Source organism: Methylomonas sp. MgM2 (genome assembly GCF_054172045.1).
The window spans coordinates 84,166-99,999 of record NZ_JBSYXO010000020.1; the positions used below are offsets into that span (position 1 = coordinate 84,166).

At 48.5% G+C, this 15,834-nt stretch carries 13 protein-coding genes; 6 read left to right on the forward strand and 7 right to left on the reverse strand.

Annotation, left to right across the window (positions count from 1 at the left end; translation table 11 throughout):
- Positions 1–19 precede the first annotated feature (19 nt).
- From ACW73I_RS15195 to ACW73I_RS15215, 5 genes are all read left to right on the forward strand, one after another.
- Positions 20–3,106: a response regulator gene (locus tag ACW73I_RS15195; protein ID WP_458030260.1), complete on the forward strand. Its 3,087-nt coding sequence runs from the start codon at positions 20–22 to the stop codon at positions 3,104–3,106.
- A 359-nt stretch (positions 3,107–3,465) separates the two neighbouring features.
- Positions 3,466–4,488, forward strand: a complete 1,023-nt coding sequence (locus ACW73I_RS15200) for a response regulator (RefSeq protein ID WP_458030261.1) — start codon at positions 3,466–3,468, stop codon at positions 4,486–4,488.
- Between the two features lie 60 nt (positions 4,489–4,548).
- On the forward strand, positions 4,549–6,183 hold the full coding sequence (locus ACW73I_RS15205; RefSeq protein ID WP_458030262.1) for a tetratricopeptide repeat protein: 1,635 nt from the start codon (positions 4,549–4,551) through the stop codon (positions 6,181–6,183).
- Positions 6,180–6,863, forward strand: coding sequence for a sensor histidine kinase (locus tag ACW73I_RS15210; RefSeq protein WP_458030263.1), 684 nt, complete (start codon positions 6,180–6,182; stop codon positions 6,861–6,863). The genes ACW73I_RS15205 and ACW73I_RS15210 overlap by 4 nt, the downstream gene beginning before the upstream one ends.
- 112 nt (positions 6,864–6,975) lie before the next feature.
- Positions 6,976–7,845: an alpha/beta hydrolase gene (locus ACW73I_RS15215; RefSeq protein WP_458030264.1), complete on the forward strand. Its 870-nt coding sequence runs from the start codon at positions 6,976–6,978 to the stop codon at positions 7,843–7,845.
- A gap of 59 nt (positions 7,846–7,904) precedes the next feature.
- Here the strand turns inward: ACW73I_RS15215 and ACW73I_RS15220 are convergent, their stop codons facing one another.
- Both ACW73I_RS15220 and ACW73I_RS15225 read right to left on the reverse strand, forming a co-directional pair.
- Positions 7,905–8,600: a hypothetical protein gene (locus ACW73I_RS15220; RefSeq protein ID WP_458030265.1), complete on the reverse strand. Its 696-nt coding sequence runs from the start codon at positions 8,598–8,600 to the stop codon at positions 7,905–7,907.
- 117 nt (positions 8,601–8,717) lie between these two features.
- Positions 8,718–9,023, reverse strand: a complete 306-nt coding sequence (locus ACW73I_RS15225; protein ID WP_458030266.1) for a hypothetical protein — start codon at positions 9,021–9,023, stop codon at positions 8,718–8,720.
- A 622-nt stretch (positions 9,024–9,645) separates the two neighbouring features.
- On the opposite strand from ACW73I_RS15225, the gene ACW73I_RS15230 reads away from it, so the two are divergent.
- Positions 9,646–10,011 carry an SOS response-associated peptidase gene (locus ACW73I_RS15230; protein ID WP_458030267.1) on the forward strand — a complete coding sequence of 122 codons (366 nt, stop codon included), beginning with the start codon at positions 9,646–9,648 and terminating at the stop codon, positions 10,009–10,011.
- 201 nt (positions 10,012–10,212) lie between these two features.
- Here the strand turns inward: ACW73I_RS15230 and ACW73I_RS15235 are convergent, their stop codons facing one another.
- From ACW73I_RS15235 to ltrA, 5 genes are all read right to left on the reverse strand, one after another.
- Positions 10,213–10,869, reverse strand: coding sequence for a hypothetical protein (locus ACW73I_RS15235; protein ID WP_458030268.1), 657 nt, complete (start codon positions 10,867–10,869; stop codon positions 10,213–10,215).
- Positions 10,870–10,910: 41 nt separating this feature from the next.
- Positions 10,911–11,837 carry a DNA adenine methylase gene (locus tag ACW73I_RS15240; RefSeq protein WP_458030269.1) on the reverse strand — a complete coding sequence of 309 codons (927 nt, stop codon included), beginning with the start codon at positions 11,835–11,837 and terminating at the stop codon, positions 10,911–10,913.
- 13 nt (positions 11,838–11,850) lie between these two features.
- A complete protein-coding gene (locus ACW73I_RS15245; RefSeq protein ID WP_458030270.1) occupies positions 11,851–13,326 on the reverse strand; it encodes a hypothetical protein in 1,476 nt (491 codons plus the stop codon).
- Positions 13,327–13,428: 102 nt separating this feature from the next.
- The gene (locus tag ACW73I_RS15250; RefSeq protein ID WP_458030271.1) at positions 13,429–13,821 is read right to left on the reverse strand and encodes a hypothetical protein; all 393 of its coding nucleotides are present in this window, start codon (positions 13,819–13,821) and stop codon (positions 13,429–13,431) included.
- 790 nt (positions 13,822–14,611) lie between these two features.
- A partial coding sequence (gene ltrA, locus ACW73I_RS15255; protein WP_458030272.1) for a group II intron reverse transcriptase/maturase occupies positions 14,612–15,834 on the reverse strand: 1,223 nt, incomplete at its 5' end.

Sequence of the window (15,834 nt, forward strand, 5' to 3'; positions counted from 1 at the left end):
TGCACGCATTGAAATCTGAATGAAAAATGAACAACCCAAATTAAGAGTCAAGGCGCTGTCATTCAAAACGAAATTAATTGCGTTGACTGTGTTGGTTTGCATGGTTGCGTTGATGGTGGAGACCATTGGTTTTGTAGTTAACGATCATTATCGAATCAGGGAAGAGTTGGCCAGCGATATCAGATCGCTTGCCCGTGTGATTGCCGATCGTAGCACCGCCGCTTTGGCGTTTGACGACGAAAAAGCGGCTACCGATTCGCTCGATTCCCTTGCCATTAAAAAGTCTGTCGTGTCGGCGGCGATCTACGATGACGGCGGAAACGTATTCGCCAAATATGATAAATCGTCAGAAGACGCTTCCGATTTTCCCGACGACCTGAGTAGTGAAGTGGTGCGTTTCGAAGATGATTACCTAACTGTCATCGAACCGGTTGTGCTTGACGATCAAATGTTGGGTATCGTGTTTATTCGCGCCAGTCTGAACGAAATACGCGAGCTGTCGTTGCGTTTGGCCTTTTCTTCATTTTTGCTGATGATATTCGCGAGCGTGATCAGCTACTTTTTAGCCGTCCGCATACAACGCATTCTATCCGCGCCGCTCGATCACTTAACCAATATCGCCTCTTTGATTTCCACCGAAAAAGACTTTTCGATTCGTGCCAGACAGGAAAGCGATGATGAGTTTGGAACCCTGGTTCAGGCCTTCAATGAAATGTTGATGACGATAGAGGCGCGTGACCGCGAATTGATCGACATCAATCAAAAATTGAATGACCACAAGCAACAATTGGAAACCTACAATGAAGAACTGGAATCCCGAGTCAAGGCCCGTACGACCGAATTGGCGGAAAGCAACGAACAGCTGATCCAATTGGCTTCACTGGCAAACGAGGCGCGGGAGGCGGCGGAGGAGGCGACCAGGGCCAAAAGTGATTTCCTTGCGAATATGAGCCACGAAATTCGCACGCCTATGAATGCGATCATCGGCATGTCTCACCTGGCGCTACAGACCGATCTCAACCGAAAGCAGCGCAATTACATCGAAAAAGTCAATCGATCGGCGGTGGCATTGCTCGGCATCCTGAACGACATTCTCGATTTTTCCAAAATCGAGGCCGGCAAGCTGGACATCGAAAAGATTAATTTTCGCTTGGAGGACGTGTTCGACAATTTAGCGAACATAGTCGGGCTAAAAGCCGAGGAGAAAGGTTTGGAGCTGATGTTCGATTTGCCGGACGAATTACCGACCGCGCTGGTAGGCGACCCTTTGCGCTTGAGTCAGATTCTGGTGAACTTGGGTAACAACGCGGTCAAGTTCACCGAACACGGTGAAATTGTGGTTTCCGTGAAAATCGTCGATCAGGATGTCGACTGGATAAAGCTCCAATTCGCGATACAGGATACCGGTATCGGGATGAGTCCGGACGAAAAAAAGAAACTATTTAAATCGTTCACCCAAGCGGATAGTTCGACGACGCGGAGGTTCGGCGGCACCGGACTTGGATTGGTCATCTGTAAGAAACTCGCGGAACTGATGAAAGGGCGCATTTGGAGTGAAAGCCGCCTTGGGATCGGAAGTACGTTCTATTTTACTTCGACGTTTAGCAAGCAGCTTGGAGCGGTTTCCGACCGTTTGCCGAAAGTCGCGGATCTTGGAGCATTGCGTGTCTTGGTGGTGGACGATAATGCCGCGGCGCGTGAAATTCTCAGTCATATGTTGACTAGCCTCGGACTTAGAGTCGATCAAGCGGACACCGGCGAAAAGGCTTTGGCGCTGCTGAAGCAAGCGGCGGCTATCGATCCTTATGAGTTAGTATTGATGGATTGGAAAATGCCGGGAACCGACGGTGTGCAAACCATTCAAGCAATTGAAACGAATACGAAACAAGCTCAGGTGCCGATGGTGATCATGGTCACGGCTTACGGACGTGACGAGGCCAAACACGCGGCCAACGATATTGACGTCAAAGGCTTTCTGACTAAACCCGTTACACGGTCCGCGTTGCTCAATGCCATCTTGGTCGCACTGGGGCGCCAAGAGGCTAATAAGACGCGCGATATGGTACGGCAAGAGGCCGAAGCGGCGGACATAGCCAAACTGAGGGGGGCTAAAATCTTGTTGGTAGAAGACAATGAGATCAATCTAGAACTTGCTCGCGAACTCCTCAGCGTTAACGGCTTATCCGTTGAAGTCGCCAGAGACGGTAAGCAAGCTTTGCTGTGCTTGGAGAAGGAAGATTTTGACGGCGTATTGATGGATTGCCAAATGCCGGTGATGGATGGCTACGAAGCCACTCGCCGCTTACGCAGTCAAGAAAAGCACAAAGCTTTGCCTGTGCTGGCGATGACTGCGAATGCGATGGCCGGGGATAAGGAAAAAGTACTAACGGCAGGAATGAACGACCATATCGCCAAGCCAATCAACGTATACGAAATGTTTCATATTATGGCGAAGTGGATTACACCATCGCAGCCGACGACTCAGGAATATACCGAAGATCCGGAACGACATTCCGAGATAGCGTTCCCGGCCTTTGATGGAATTAATACTCATGAAGCGCTTGTGCGTATACGGGATAACCAGAAACTTTATATCAAACTATTGACCCGATTATCCGAGGACTATATCGATTTCACGGAGCAATTCGAATCGGCGACTGAGGCCGACAATTGGGAGTTAGCTGAGCGTTTAGTGCATAACCTCAAGGGCATAGCCGGTAATTTAGGCGCGGCCGCGCTTCAGGTCGCTTGCGAGGATCTCGAGGCTCAAACCATTACCCGATCGGCAGGGGCGGCGGCTATCGAGACCGTTCGCGAAGAGCTTGAACGTGTCATTGCGGCCGTTTCCGTCATGAATAGGATTCAGGCCGGATCGACCGAAGAAACGGCGGCGGGCATTCCGATCAATGAGGTGTTGGATAAGTTGTCTGAACAGATCAGTCAATACGATACGGCGGCGCTAGAGACGCTTGATAGACATTACCGCTTCTTATCGGCCGGGCAATTAAAATCCTACTTCAAGCTGTTGGAAAAGTCGCTGCAGGCGTATGACTTTGAAGCCGCCGCCGCCGCTCTGGCTAAAATGCGCACTTTTCTTGACGGTTAAGCGATGATCCGACCTGTTTGTGGAGTCGACTATACTTGGACCCGACTTGGTCCAAGACAACACCTCGGTCCGGATGCATTCAAACCTAGTCAAGCAGCGTGAAACCAAAAAGAAAGCATTACCCGGAACCTCGGCGTCCTCGGACCAAGGTCGGACGCTGCATGGGGCGGATCACGGGTTATGGCCAAACGGATTTGATGCCGGCGCAGGACTTAAAGCCGCGGCGATGCGCTTAGACCGAGCAACGAACAGCTTTTGGCCGCTCAAGCGAGGGCCGCAAGCGACCGGTGAAAACACCTTATTTCCGAGCGAGCGGGGTTTGCAAATGGATCATCCTTTATCAAGTGGGAGAAGGGATAATGGCAGATACAAAACCAACAGTGCTGGTGATCGATGACAAGCCTGAGAACATCGATGTATTGGTTGGAACACTCAAACACGATTACAACGTCAAGGCGGCCATTAGCGGTGAAATGGGCCTTAAAGTAGTCCGGGCCGGGCCTCCCGATATCATATTGCTGGACATCATGATGCCGGGCATTGACGGCTATGAAGTCTGCCGGCGCCTCAAGGCCGATTACACGACCAGGCATATTCCGATTATCTTCATTACCGCGAAAATTAGCGTGGAAGATGAGCTGAAAGGGCTGGAACTGGGAGCGGTTGATTACATTGCCAAGCCGATAAGCCCGCCGATCTTGCAAGCCAGAGTGAGAACGCAGCTTGCTTTGTACGACCAAAATAAGGAGCTCGATAGAAAAGTCAGAGTCCAGACAAAACAACTGCATGAGACTCGATTACAAATTATTCAACGCTTAGGCCGCGCCGCGGAATATAAGGATAACGAGACCGGGTTGCACGTTATCCGTATGAGTTATTACGCCCGTATTCTCGGTCTGGCCGCCGGCATGAGTGAGGATCAAGCCGACATGTTGATGAACGCCGCGCCGATGCACGACATCGGCAAAATTGGTATACCGGACAGTATATTAAAAAAACCGGGCAAGCTGGATCCGCATGAATATAAGGTCATGGAGATGCATTGTGAAATCGGCGCGCAGATCATCGGCGATGACGAATCGGAATTGTTGCAGTTGGCCAAAATAGTCGCGCTGACTCACCATGAAAAATGGAACGGAAAAGGCTATCCCAAAAATTTAAAGGGGGAAGAAATACCCAGAGTCGGCCGTATCGTAGCCATCGCCGACGTGTTTGACGCCTTAACCTCCAAACGCCCGTATAAAGAAGCTTGGCCGGTAGAAGACGCGGTAAACTGGTTAATAAAGTATTCCGGTGAACATTTTGATCCGCAATTGACACCGCTTTTTATTGAAGCCTTACCGGAGATTTTGAAATTCAAGGCGGAACATGATGAAAAATAACGCTGCTAACACATTTTTCAGACCGGCATCTTTGTATTTGGCTTAGGACCGATAGACATAATGAAGTCGATTCTGGCAGGCAAAAACATTTTGATCGTGGAAGATTATCCGGCTATGCGTAAGACTATACGCGACATGCTGTATTCGCTGGAAGCGGATTCGATAGTCGAGGCGGATAACGGAACCAACGCAATCAATGCAATGGCCAATACTCATTTCGATATTGTGCTATGCGATTACAATCTCGGCAGCGGCCGGAACGGTCAGCAGGTTTTGGAAGAAGCCCGTCATCGCGGTTTGATCAAGGATAGTTGCATTTTTATCATCATCGCAGCCGAACAAAGTGTCGGCATGGTTTTGGGCGCGATGGACAGCAAACCGGATGAATATTTAGCCAAGCCGTTTAACGCTCAGCAACTATTTAGCCGAATCGAACGTAATCTTATTCGCAAGCGAAAAATGCAAAGCATCGAAAAAGAAATCCGGCGAGGCAACCTGTTACGGGCCGTGCACGTTTGCGATCAATTGCTAAACGGCGATAACAAGAAGATCCGTACCCATTTGTTGAAAAAGCGGGCGGAGTTGGCGGTTTTAGTCGGCGATTTCGATACCGGTCAAAAAATCTACCGGGAAATTCTACAGCAACGCGATTTGCCATGGGCGCGTTTGGGACTGGGCATCATCGAATATAGACAACAAAACTTCGACGGTGCGGTTGCCATTCTCGAAGCGTTATTAAAAGACAACCCCATGTTTTTGGAAGGTTACGATTGGCTGTCGAAAACTTACGAGGCGCAACATAAGCCGCAGGAGGTGCAACAAGTGTTGAATCAAGCGGTCGATTTATCTCCGCAATCGATACTACGCCAAAAAAAGCTGGCTCAAACCGCGGAAAAAAATGGCGATATCGAGCTGGCCGAAAAGGCATACAAGGCCACGGTGACCTTAAGTAAGCATTCGATCTATAAATCGAGCGCCGATTTTACCAACTTGGCTAAACTTTATGCCAAGACCAATGCATCGGCGCAGGCTCTCGCTATGCTAAAAGAGATGCGCAGGGAGTTCCCTAATAACCCGGAAGCCGAATTGAGAGCCGTCACGCTTGAAGCGGAGTTGCATAAGAAGGCCGGCGACGATGAATCGGCAAATCAATGTTTGCAAAAAGTACTGGCGCTGAACGGGGAATTGGGCGGCAAGACCCCTAAGGACTTACAGCTGGATATTGCGCGCAGCTGCTTTTTACAAAATCGGACCGGTCAAGCCGAACAAATCTTGAATGGACTGATCAAAACCCATATCGAGGACGACGGCTTCTTAAACGAAATTCGACGTATGCAGACCGAGATCGGGATGGAAAATCACACCGAGGAACTCATTCAGAATACCAAACGCGCATTGGTCGCGACCAATAATAAAGGCGTAGCGTTATTTAAACAGGGCAAGATTCAGGAGGCCATGGCGTTGTTTGAAAAGGCCATGGCCGTGATGCCGGACAATAAAACCATCGTCATTAACATGCTCAAGATTTTGATCCACGAATTAAAGAGCAATGAGCTCAGCGAAGAGAAATTACTAAGACTACAAGGTTTGTTCAAATACGCGAGGCAAATTGGTGTCGATCAACATAAGTTGGGCGTGTTGCAAATGGAGTTTTCCAAGGCGTTGCGGCAAAACGCAAACGAGGTTAACGGATGAGCACCCGGCAGAAGGACGGTGTGTTCCCAATGATATTGGCGTCAACGGTACACGACATCAAGAATTCCCTCGGTACCCTGCTGGAGTTGATTCACGGTTTGTCGCTGAATCAGTTGGCCGAACATGGCGATATCTCGCGGCAGCTCGAATTCGAGGCTAATCGCATCAATCATAGCCTGATACAACTGTTGGTTATGTATAAAATCGATAGCCATAAATTCGGTTTGGTCGTGGACGAATATCCCGCAATCGACGTGGTCAACGAGGCTGTCGCGCAGCAGGATAGGCTGTTGCAAACCAGTAACATCAACGTGCAAGTTGAATGTGCCGCCGACTTAATGTGCTATTGCGATTATCAACAAATCAGTAATGCCATCGGCAACATTTTAAATAATGCGCATCGTTACACCAAGGAATCGATAGTGATCTCGGTCGATGAAGAGGAAGGTTATCTAAAATTCTGCGTCGAAGACGACGGTGAAGGATATCCGGCGGCCTTACTTAACGCGGATTTAAACGATCCGGCCGATCTGGATTGGATTAGCGGCAATACGGGTTTGGGCCTTTATTTTGTCGCGTCAATTGCCGGTTTCCATAAGAATCGGGATAAAGTCGGCTTAGTTCGAATCGACAACCAAAGCCGCCTGGGCGGAGCCAGGTTTTGTTTGTTTCTGCCGTAATATCCGGTATCGGATACCTGCCGGCGGAACACTAAGCAAACCCGGATTTGCCCAGGTCATGTTTTTGAATCAACTTTCCGGGAAGCCGGATGGTCCCGGCGCTTACACAAACATGTCACGCATGTTCCTTTGGATATTTCCGGCGGCTGCCGCCCTGGGGTTTTTCGCTGTTTTGCTTCTGGGCGGCGCCCTTACGGCTCCCCAGCAGCGAGCCGTTGTAAAACCTGCAACGGGCCTTCAGTTGGAATCAGTCCGAATTCCGAAAGGAGAAGGCGATTGGATAGCCGCCTGGTTCGTTCAAGGACAAGCCGGAAAACCGGGTATCTTGCTTCTGCATGGCCTCCGTTCCAATCGTTCGGAAATGATCGGGCGCGCGGAGTTTTTGCATCTGGCGGGGTATTCATTGCTATTGATCGATATGCAAGCGCACGGCGAAACGCCAGGCGAACGAATCACCTTTGGCTACCGCGAATCTATCGATGCCGGTTCCGCGCTGAATTATCTCAAAACACGAATGCATGGACAAAAGGTTGGGGTAATTGGCGTTTCTTTGGGCGGCGCGGCGGCACTGCTAGGCGATGCGCCTATTGCTGCCGACGCCTTCGTATTGGAGGCCGTTTACACCTCAATTCAAGAGGCCATCCAAAATCGATTGGCCATCCGATTCGGGAAGGCGGGCCGCCTGCTTTCACCTCTGCTGGTGTGGCAGATTGAACCGCGCTTGGGCATAGAGCCTGAATCATTGACGCCGGTCGCCGCTATACGCGAACTTCCAGCGCCGATACTGATTATTGCAGGTACGGATGATCGACACACATTGACCGAGGAATCAAAGCGATTGTTTCAGGCCGCGCCGGAACCGAAAGAACTATGGTTGGTTCAAGGCGCTCACCATCAGAATTTTCACCGGTATGCCCCGGCAGCCTATGAGCGGAAGATACTTTCGTTCTTTGATAAGTATCTGGGGCGAACAGGCGAATGAGTTCAAGCCTTCGCAGTCGGGCAGGGTGGGGCGGGCTTTTCGTCCCGAGCGGAATCGGCTCAATGCAGGCCAACGAAATCAGCGGCTGGAGAGTAGCGCGAATTCATTCTTCCTTCGAATAAGTCTTCCAGCATACCTTTGCACAAACTATGTACGGTGTCGGTAAACGCCACCGGTATTGCCGCAATGTTCTCGCTGGCCAACGTTGCCTGGCCAGAGGCTTGCCAAACGAGTTCGCCGCTACGCGCATCCCATAACTGCAAGGTTAAATTGACCTGGGTACTATAGGTCCTGATTAAAGTAATTGCTTGCGACAAACGGTCATTCGTCTGTTGGGAAAACCCTGCCAGCACGGGTAACAACACATAATCGGCATTCAGCGCCTCAGCAATTGCCTTTAAAGCGGCTTTATTCAATATGCCTACATTTCGGTAGCCGTTGATCATTTGACTATAGCTTTCCGTCAAATTGTACCGATTCAATAATGAAATGGAGACGTGCGGCGGGATATAGCGCAAGGCACGGGAAGAATCCTTTATGGCTCTATCCAGCGCCAAGGCCACGTCGGGCGCATAACCTATTTGTGCGGTGGGCGTGACGGACGGCAGCACGGCGGTGGTCTGATCGCGGAACCGGGCGATTTCAAATGTTGCCGGGTGGGCGGTGGCATGGATGACAAATTCACCCACAGCCAATGGGCCGACACAGGCGCACAATTGACTGATCAATAACAATACAATAAATCTCACAAGCATTGATTTAATCACTCCGAAATCGATTAAAACATGTTCCAAGCCAAGAGAGGCGGTGCCTGGGCTCCGTTTTTGTCATCCTAGCCGGAATTAAGCCTGCTTGCCGTCATCAAAGTCAATTCAGCGTGCTCCTTTCCTTTCGTTAATCAGCTTGTTGCGCTGTTCGCTCCACAAAATATTCGCTGTATATTCCGAGATCTTGCCGTCGTCGACTAAGCGGCACAAGCCGATATAAAGCGCGTAAATCTTGATGATCCCTTCGTCTTCAGGGAATTTTTTCAATAATTCGTTCTGCTTGCGGATACTATCGCTATTGCAAAACTCGTTGGGCAACGGGACTAAGTCGATTCTGTCGCCGCCGCCGATCACAGCGACAGCGCTATCCCAACCCCAAAACAAGATCAAAAATACGATTCTCGCAATCACTAACCCCCCCTCTATAGCACGGATTGTAGCTTATACTAAAGCGCATGGCTTCCAAAGCCGAAGCCGACCGTTCATGGATTTCGATCTGGCTTTAGGGATTGGGCAGCCATTATTCCAATGAAGCAGTTGAAATGGCATTAGACCTCACGGTTAAAAAGCGGCCAGAGGCACGAGGCGATTTGACGGAAAATCGATTCCAGCTTAGTAACTATTCAGCGAAAATCACTGGTTTGTTTATAAGGCGTTTGAAAATAAGGACGGAAAAAGCCACTCCTCCCTTGCTTGAATTATTGCTGCCTCAGGCCGAGGCCTTCGCACATGCCGACGCCGCCTGTTTTACGTGGCTCTGACGCGGGCACGACATCATGTGCATTTGATCGCCAACGGCCTGAACCCGTCGCCATTCGTCAGGGAATTAGTCGACGGCGACTATGCCGTCACCATCGGCGAATTTAGCGGGCCCGGCTTTCAATCCGTTTTTGCGGGATTTTCCGTCTTTCAGGTAAGCGGAAACAAGTTAAAAAGGATCGTGTCCAGCCAATAAATCGGGGCCGGACATTGGTTTTTATCGGCGGGCGTATTAGGCTATGACGATGACAGAAACCAACCTTCACAACTCATCATGTGCGGCCGCTTCGACCTAACCGCCAACGCCGAGCAAATAATCGAGTACTTTGCGTTGCAGCGCGCGCCCAAATACGAGCGCAGCTACAACATCGCCCCGGGGCGGAAGATACTGACCATCGTCGAGCGGGAAGACGGCTCGCGCAAAGGCACCAATCTGCACTGGGGCCTGGTGCCGTCGTGGGCCAAGGACGTTAAAATCGGCTGGAAACTGATCAACGCCCGCATGGAAACCGTGCGGGAAAAGCCCTCGTTCCGCGCCGCCTTCGCCCGCCGCCGCAAAGCTACCAAAGCTGGTTGGACAAAACCGCCGACCCGGACGCCGCTTTCGCCTTATTGGCTAATGAAGCATACGGCGGTATGACAGCCACGCCGGTGAGCGGTTGGGTGAACAAACCCGGGAATGACGGGGAAAGGTGCGTGGAGGAGGTGGCGGATGGGTAGCATTTTCGCGGCATGTTGATTTTTATTGCCACAATTCAGACGGAATAAATCAACGTTCTAGGCAACAATTATTAGCTACCTTTTGCTATCACAAGTGCACCCTACGCTGACTTGCTTGTCGTCATTTAGATCTTCCTAACTCACTCCGGCGCTTGGCAATGTCATAGGCTTCCTGCAGACAGTTAATGTTTACAGCTAATAGCTCAACAGTACGATGACCCACAAAGGCACCTGCATATAATCCGAATATGAATGCTGTAAATATGTTAGTCGAAAAATCTGAGGCTCCTGCGACAATTTTTGTTGCTGCGAAATACAATGCTAGTCCAGCCGGAATGATACCCGCTTTGTCCACGGCCCCCACTAAACCATATAGTCGTTTCTGTATTCTTGTAGCGTCGCTTTCAAGAGCCTGCCAGGCTACTTGTAAGCTCTCAGGGCTAAAGGCCGCGAGATTTTCAATGTACTCGATCCGGTGCTTCAACCTCGATTCTAATCTAGACGCGTAACCTCTCAACGGAGTACGTAAAGTATTCAGTGTAGAAACGCCTTGGACAACGGCCAACGATACTATTGATAGAAGGAAAACTAAGCCACTTACAATTGCCCAAAACTGCAAAGGCTTGTAGAACAGTAAGCTTAATGTTGCAACGAAAGACATTACAACTAATGCTAATAGAATTCGTTCGGGCCGTGATTCTCCGAATATGGGGCTACGCCGAGATGAAGAGAATTTCTCAATGGTAAAAAATATTTGTTGAACTTCGGGTGTTAACATGCGCGTTCGAGTCAGAAAAACGATAACCGTAATATTCCAGATTATGCTAATCCAGCCCGTGTTTCTGGCAGCCCAGAATGCAATAAATTTGAGTTTAATTTAAGAGCGTGGGATATATACGGCACAGATGATATGCGTGGAATAACTAGCTCATCCGAGAATATAAAAACCTCGCTCCCTTTATAAACTCTAGACGCATTATATTGAAGGTCGTAAAGAAATTTTCGGCGATCCGCGTAATACGCTAATATCTCCTCTGCACCGTCATAAGATACTATCCACTTAATGTTATCTAAACCCTGAATCAGTTCAGAAATTCGTTCGTGGTCATCTTGTTTATAATGATTCAGATAAAGCCGACTTCCCTTTTCGAAATAAGGAGGGTCGCAATAAACCAAACTATTTTCTGGTAGCGTTGGAAAGTGAGTCAAAAAAAACTGTTCTGCGTCCAAATTACACACAGTAATGTGGTCCCGTAGCGATCCAATAAGTTCAACTCTTCTAATCAGGTCATTCATTGGGAAACGAGCATCGATTTTCCACCTACCATTTTGCTTAAACCCGCCAATAACACCGGCGTTAAGAATGCCGGATCGATTGGTACGGTTTAAATAAAACGTCGCAAAACCAACTTCGAGAAGACTGTGTTCATCTGGATGGCGAAGAATTTCACGATGGCCAAGCCATTCTTCAACATTAACAAGCGACCGGGATATTTTTGAACAAAACGCCTCAGTCTGTGTTAATACCGATTGCCAGAAGGAATATATGTGATAGGACGAATCGTTTAAGTGTACATGGTCAACGTGCCCGTCAACCAATAATTCCATCGCAACACCGGCCCCGCCCGCGTAAGGCTCGATATAATGGCCGCCTTCCAAACCATTTGCCAAGATGATCTCCAAAATAAATGGAGTCAGCTTTTGTTTTCCTCCTGGATAGCGGAGCGGTGTGCGATTTTGAGCCATCGATAATATTCGCTTATTTATTCATTTGATCTAGTAACGGAACAATATTCGAAAACAAGGTAGGAATATCGCTCGGTAAGATTGTAAATTTAGGATTGTGGACTAAATGATTCATTGAAGTAATAGACAAAATACCGTCTGGGCGTTGAATTTCAGTAAGTGGTCCATGCAGTAATTTTACCATTTGTTTGTCTGTTTTGTTTTGAGTTAAATGACTTACAATGTCTCGAAGAATATCAGCAAGAGTCCGATCGCTACCGTCATTTTTTAAATACTTTGGAGCATTCTGTTCTGAAGCATGATCTTGGCAATAAGCTTTTGCCGAAATCTCGAACATGCTGCGAAGCAGAAAACAGAAGGCAATGGGATTATCCTTCAATTTTAATTTCAGAATTTCATTGCGCAGCGTCACAACTTTGTCCCGGTTTGTGCCATAGAGCTTTAGCGAACGTAAAGCCTTTCTTACTGATTGCTCGTTATTGGTGGCCGCAGCTAATGGTTTGCGCCCCGTAGTCGATGTGCTGCTGCCCTGGGTGGTTGGGCTAGGATTAGTCTGGCCTCCGGTGTTAACCGGATTAGCCGTAGGATTTGTGGCGGCTTGCGTTCCCGAACTGCTGCCAGCATTTGGTGCCCCTCCACTTCCACTTGTTCCATTTAAGGAACTTGCAGTGGGATTTTGCCCGGTCGAAGGAGGAGGTAATGGCGGAACGCCAAATCTCAACGCAAAGTCTGTTGACTCTCTAATTGCCCGATAACCGAGTGACTCCGTCCCGATGGCATACAGAATTTCGTCAAGCGGTTTCTTATGAGAAATCTTGGGATATAGTTTCGCCAGCTCGACACCTGAACTCGCCCCTAAGCGTTGGGCTATTTTTTTGATGGCTTCGTCAAGAACGGTCACATAGTATTTTCCGGCCCAGCGTAGCTTCTGTTCGTCTGTAAGATTGGTTCCATGTACTAAATACTTTTCCAACAATTCCAGTCCGGGTTCCGATGCGCGATTCACGACCTTGTTATGCCTTGCGCGAGCGACTGATTCCCAAGCGTCTCTACCCGCTTTTTCGCCTTTGCCATGCGTAAGAGTAACGATTTTATCGACAACGGCCGCTTCGGATAATTGATAGATGGTACAAGGAATTTTAGTATTCGAGCTAACCCAATCCGCGGAAAGTTGCCCGATACGTTCGACGACTTTCGCGGGAAGTTCCAAATCGGTTACAGCAACTAAACCTAATATAATTTTCAAGGACGCGACGCGCCGGTTTCCCTCTTTGACCTGATAACCGTTTGTAGGGTCGTCGAGAACAATGATGTTTTCCGTTGGAAGATATCCATCGTCAAGCAAACTTTCCATGAGTCCCCAAAAGTAATCGGGGCTTATAGAAATCATGGCGTTGATTGCTTCGACTTCGTTTTTCTGTGGAACGGTGCGAAAGTTCTGTAAATCAATAGCAAGGTTGTTTACCGGTAAAAGCTGCGTTCGCAGCATCTTGTCTCCTTAATTTATCGCGGCCTTCCGTATTATAGCTTGCAAACGTCTAATCTAACCTGCTAAATGCTTAATTGAATTGTATTGGGACTCGTTGTCCCGCTAATCGATAAAAGTTATTTCATGATATACGTATTGGATTAACAAATAATAAGCTATAATTATTGAAAATATTTTACTCCAAAAGAAAAATAATGTTGGAAGGTTTAAATGTGGTGGTGCATCTACAGGCTCATCCCTACCATTTAATTCTATTTCTTTGAGTCTACGAAAAATACCCCAAGCGGCTGTAGCCCAAACATACTGGAGTAAATCAGATGCTAGACAAATTATCGTACATAAAGATGGCAATAATAATTCTTTTGGTAGAATAGTTTTGTCGGTATTAAATATCCATATTATTGCAATAGCAGCATAAGCTGCTTGCCTAGAAACATTGCTGGCGATGCCACTAAATTCGTAATAATCTTTTAGAAAGTCTGATAATAGTTTCATGGAAACTCACATACAGCATAAATAAATTTACTAATTAAGTTATTCAACAGGGGGCACCAATATTTTTCGATAAAGTCGAAATGGTGTGCCATCCGATTTCAGCGCGAACAATTAGCTGGCCATTATTTCATTCGGCGACTCCAATTCGTCCGTGTCACCTCGTTCCGACCCAGCAAAGAGGTTGGAACGTAGATTCCACATACCTTGAGGTTGTGTCGCGATGGCTTGGGCGGGTTTTCTCAGCTTCGCTATGAAACCCCGCTCGGTGCTATGGCTGTCGCGGACTAAAAATCCTCACTTCGCTTCCGCTCCGTTTCCAAAATTTTCAGCGTTTGTTGATCATTAAGTTCTTGGTCGAATCGAGGACCTGTACTTGGGGTTCCAATACAACTTTTTAAAAGGAATAAGCCTAATATACCAATAAGGAAGATCACAACATAATTTACTTTATTATTTTCATCTTCGTCGAAATTAGACATATTCGTATCCATTAAATAGTAGAAATGGCAAATTAGACCTACACTCATGCATTGATTGTTAATACCATAATTTATATTCAGTGTCGAACTAAGTTAATTCCTGGCAGCTAGATTCAATTGAAGTTAAGGCCAGAACAATTGACTTATTTCTAGCTCGTAGCTCCGATTAGCGAGAGCATAATGGGAGCTACGAAATTCGTAACATTCGTGCGATTGGAGAGTAGTCGCGACGCTTGCTCGTCGCGACCCTCGCAGAACCGGACTTGGAGCGTTACACCATCCGGCTCCCAGTTCAAGTCATTCACAAAGGTTTAGGGTACAAGTAATGCTGCACCTTGAGAGACGGCATCCAGGCTTTTAGTACTTGGCAGAATTTCTTCCAGTTGCAACTTCGCTTCTGACTTCTTCGGTTCAACCATTTTGAACAGTAGGCTCCCTATCAATCGCGCGTAGTTGCCGATCTGCCTCGTGTTACCGCTGACAGCATAATAGGCCAGATGCCCGCGTAAGTGCTGCCGTGCATAGCCCATCATGGCTTTGCCTCCCTGTACCCTAAGCGCTGCCAACTTCCGACCGACCTCTTTGAGCTTCTTGGTTATGCGTTCTCGCTGTGTCGTACGCCCTACCTTAAACCAACCCTTACGGCTCTTACCCACATAATGAGTGAACCCCAGAAAGTTGAAGGTCGCAGGGCGTTTGAGCCCATCTTTGCCGCATTCCTTGGCGGCTTGACTACCAAAGCGTATGACAGCCGTTTTGCTCGGTTCGACTTCCAGGCCAAATTGCGCTAGCCGCGCCTGCATTTCCACCCTAAAGCGCTTGGCTTCTTCCTCGCGATTGAAGCAGGCGACATAATCATCCGCGTAGCGGATCAGTCGAGCGTGACCCCGACAGGTCGTGGCGAATTTCTTTTCGAACCAGATATCCAGCACATAGTGCAGGTAGATGTTGGCCAACACGGGCGACACCAGCCCGCCCTGTGGCGTTCCGCTGTCTTCGTGCCGCCATAGCCCATCCTCTATCACGCCAGCCTTGAGAAAGCGTTTGACGATCCTCAGGAACACCGGGTCTTTGATCCGGTGAGCCAGAAATTTCATCAGCCAGTCGTGGTTGACATGATCGAAGAAGCCTTTGATGTCCGCTTCAACCACCCATTGGGTGTTTTCATCGCGGATGACATCGCCCAGTCGGGCCAGCGCTTGATGGGCATTTCGCCGTGGCCTGAAACCATAGGAGCAGTTCCGAAATTCCGGCTCCCAAATTGCCTGCAGTATCTTAGATAGCTGCTGTTGTACGATTCGGTCTTCGAAGCTCGGTATGCCTAGCGGCCTGACCTGGCCGTTGCTTTTGGGTATGTACACCCGCCGCGACGGTTTCGGTCGGTAGCTCAGGCTACGCAGGCTTTGAGATAGCGCTTTGATCCGCTCTACCACATCAATCGCATACGCCGCTTTGCTGACGCCGTCTATCCCCATCGCTTTGTTGCCAGGTTGCTCATCAAATCCGGCCAATAGCTCAATGGGGTTGCTCAACA